The sequence below is a fragment of the Carboxylicivirga caseinilyticus genome (assembly GCF_050589785.1).
Taxonomy (GTDB): Bacteria; Bacteroidota; Bacteroidia; order Bacteroidales; family Marinilabiliaceae; genus Carboxylicivirga; species Carboxylicivirga caseinilyticus.
This window is the reverse complement of record NZ_JBNGOX010000090.1, coordinates 1-2,492: the sequence shown is the minus strand read 5'-3', so window position 1 is coordinate 2,492 and position 2,492 is coordinate 1. Positions and strand designations below refer to the sequence as shown.

The 2,492-nt window shown below is 32.9% G+C and carries 3 protein-coding genes; all 3 read left to right on the top strand.

Annotation, left to right across the window (positions count from 1 at the left end):
* Positions 1 to 130: 130 nt before the first annotated feature.
* The 3 genes from ACRD62_RS22290 (at position 131) to ACRD62_RS22280 (ending at position 2,386) form a co-directional block, all read left to right on the top strand.
* On the top strand, positions 131 to 667 hold the full coding sequence (locus tag ACRD62_RS22290) for a DUF6933 domain-containing protein (RefSeq protein WP_430822292.1): 537 nt from the start codon (positions 131 to 133) through the stop codon (positions 665 to 667).
* Positions 668 to 811: 144 nt separating this feature from the next.
* Positions 812 to 1,261 (top strand): hypothetical protein, encoded by a 450-nt coding sequence (locus ACRD62_RS22285; protein WP_430822291.1) that lies wholly within the window; start codon positions 812 to 814, stop codon positions 1,259 to 1,261.
* Between the two features lie 168 nt (positions 1,262 to 1,429).
* The gene (locus tag ACRD62_RS22280) at positions 1,430 to 2,386 is read left to right on the top strand and encodes a Fic family protein (RefSeq protein WP_430822290.1); all 957 of its coding nucleotides are present in this window, start codon (positions 1,430 to 1,432) and stop codon (positions 2,384 to 2,386) included.
* The last annotated feature ends 106 nt before the right edge of the window (positions 2,387 to 2,492 follow it).

Sequence of the window (2,492 nt, the reverse complement as noted above, 5' to 3'; positions counted from 1 at the left end):
TACATCTATCTTTAGGATATAAAACTCCTAATACGGTCTTTAAAAATATAGCGTAATATCATGTTTTACCTGTAGCCATATTTTAGGACTTGACAGTTTGCAAATCCGCAGCATTACCATAAATTGCATCATGAAAAGAATCTATTGTACTAAAAACTTAGGTGAATTTATTGGCTCTGTAGACAATATCCTTCCTGTGGACAATAAGGATCTAAAAGCCAATGATTGGAATGCTCATATTTTCACTCTTGACAGAAAGAAATGTTTGATTTTTGTACATGCTTTGACTCATTATACAATCTTCATTGAAAAATTTAAAAAAGGAGACTTAAAAAATATTGATGAAATATTTCAGTCCAAACTTAAACAGCAATTGGATAGAGATGAGTTAATCTATGGTAACAATTTTCTTGAAAAAATTCATTTCGGACAAGAACTAAAATTTTATAAAACAAACAATAACAGAAAAGTACTTGGTCGACTAAATGATTTCGTTAATATTTTTAAATATCACTGTAAGGACAAATACGGAAATATTGACAACATGGACTTCATTAAGGAAAATGGCATAATAAATAAAGTATCAATTGAATTGACTCAAGAAAATACAAAATATTGGACAAAGCCATTTGAAGAAATGAAGAAGCTAATAAAAACCTGCGCTTAACACGCTGGAAATAAAGCATGGCTCGGTCGGCTCGTCCTGACACCTTAGTCCCCCTATCGGGTGACACGACACCACGACTAACGCGCCACGACTTCATCCAGCAAACGTTAGCAATTATTGTGAGTCGTCCTAAAAAAACTTTCAATGAAAAAGAATTCCATATTGAAAATGAGTAAATCAATTAGTTTATTGGGACTTTCTTTTATCTTATTTATTACTATTCTGACTTCTTGTGACCCAGCAATTGGTTATGAATATAACCTAGACAATAAATCAGATAAAGAGTTGAAAGTGTATTATAAAGGACTTGGTTTCAATGACACAACAAGTTCAATGACTGTATTACCCAGAACCGAAATACAATTATATGAGATTGAAGTTTGGGGTAGTAATCCGCATGATGAAAAGGACAATTTCTTGTTGATGTTTGATACATTAAGTATTACTGCGACTGATTCTTCCAAATTGCTATCGGATTATTTAAAAAGTGAGAATTGGAGTTATAGAAATGACATAGGACATTTAGGATTTGTAAAAACAGGGACCAATATTTATAATCTGGAAATCTCGAATGAAGATTTTGAGAGTCAATAATTACGCCAGCTAACCCGCTGAAATAAAGCATGGCTAGGCTTGCTCGTCCTGACGCCTTTGTCTAGCAAACGTTAGGCTTTATTTGAACCCAAACTGTTAAAACTTGCTGAAAGTTTCAAATTAGTTATCTTTGATACTATCAAATGATACTATCATAAAGAACACATTATGAAACCACCATATAGTATAACAGGCAAGATATTAAAATTAGTTGCTACGATCTCAGAAAAGATTGGAGAAGTTAACTCAGCTCATTTAAGTAAGCCACCAACTGAATTAAGAAAGAAAAATAGGATTAAGACAATCCACTCATCTCTTGAAATTGAAGGAAATACTTTGACAATTGAGCAAATTACTGCAATTGTGGAGAACAAACGTGTAGTTGGTCCAAAAAAAGATATTCTAGAAGTAAAAAATGCCATCGAAGTTTATGAATACATTGACAAATTGAATCCATATAGTTTTGATTCATTTTGTGAAGCGCATGGTATTCTAATGAATGGTCTTATAGACTCAGCAGGTAAACTCAGAAATAAATCGGTTGGAATTGTTAAAGGAGACGAAGTTTCTCATGTTGCTCCTTCTAGTGCTATGCTTAGGCCTTTAATGCTTGACCTATTTGACTATGTAAAAAATGACGATGACTTAGTTTTAATCAAAAGTTGTGTATTTCATTATGAGATGGAATTTATTCATCCTTTCATAGACGGAAATGGAAGAATGGGAAGGTTATGGCAGACGTTGATTTTAAAGGATGCTTATCCCGTATTTGAATATCTTCCAATAGAGTCTTTAATTAAAGAACAACAAGAACAATATTATGAATCGCTTGGAAAGTCTGATAACAGTGGAGAATCAACAGTATTTATTGAGTTCATGCTTAATATAATACTTGAATCACTAGAGGATTTACTAAATATTCAAAATGTGAGCTTAACAAACGCAGACAGGTTAGATGTCTTTAAATCAATCATAAAGAACGACTTTTTTACTCGTAAGGAATATTTAAAAAATTTTAGAGAAATATCTTCAGCTACTGCTAGCAGAGATTTGAGGTTTGCTGTAGACAATAAAATAATTGAGAAAATTGGAGACAAAAACACAACAAGATATAGGTATAAATAAAAAACAAAGCCTAACAACTAAGCGTTCTGCCTGGTTGCAAACCAAAGGCTGAGCGCGCGTGTTGCCGACAACCGGGTAGAAATAGCTGACTATGGGGATTGATAAG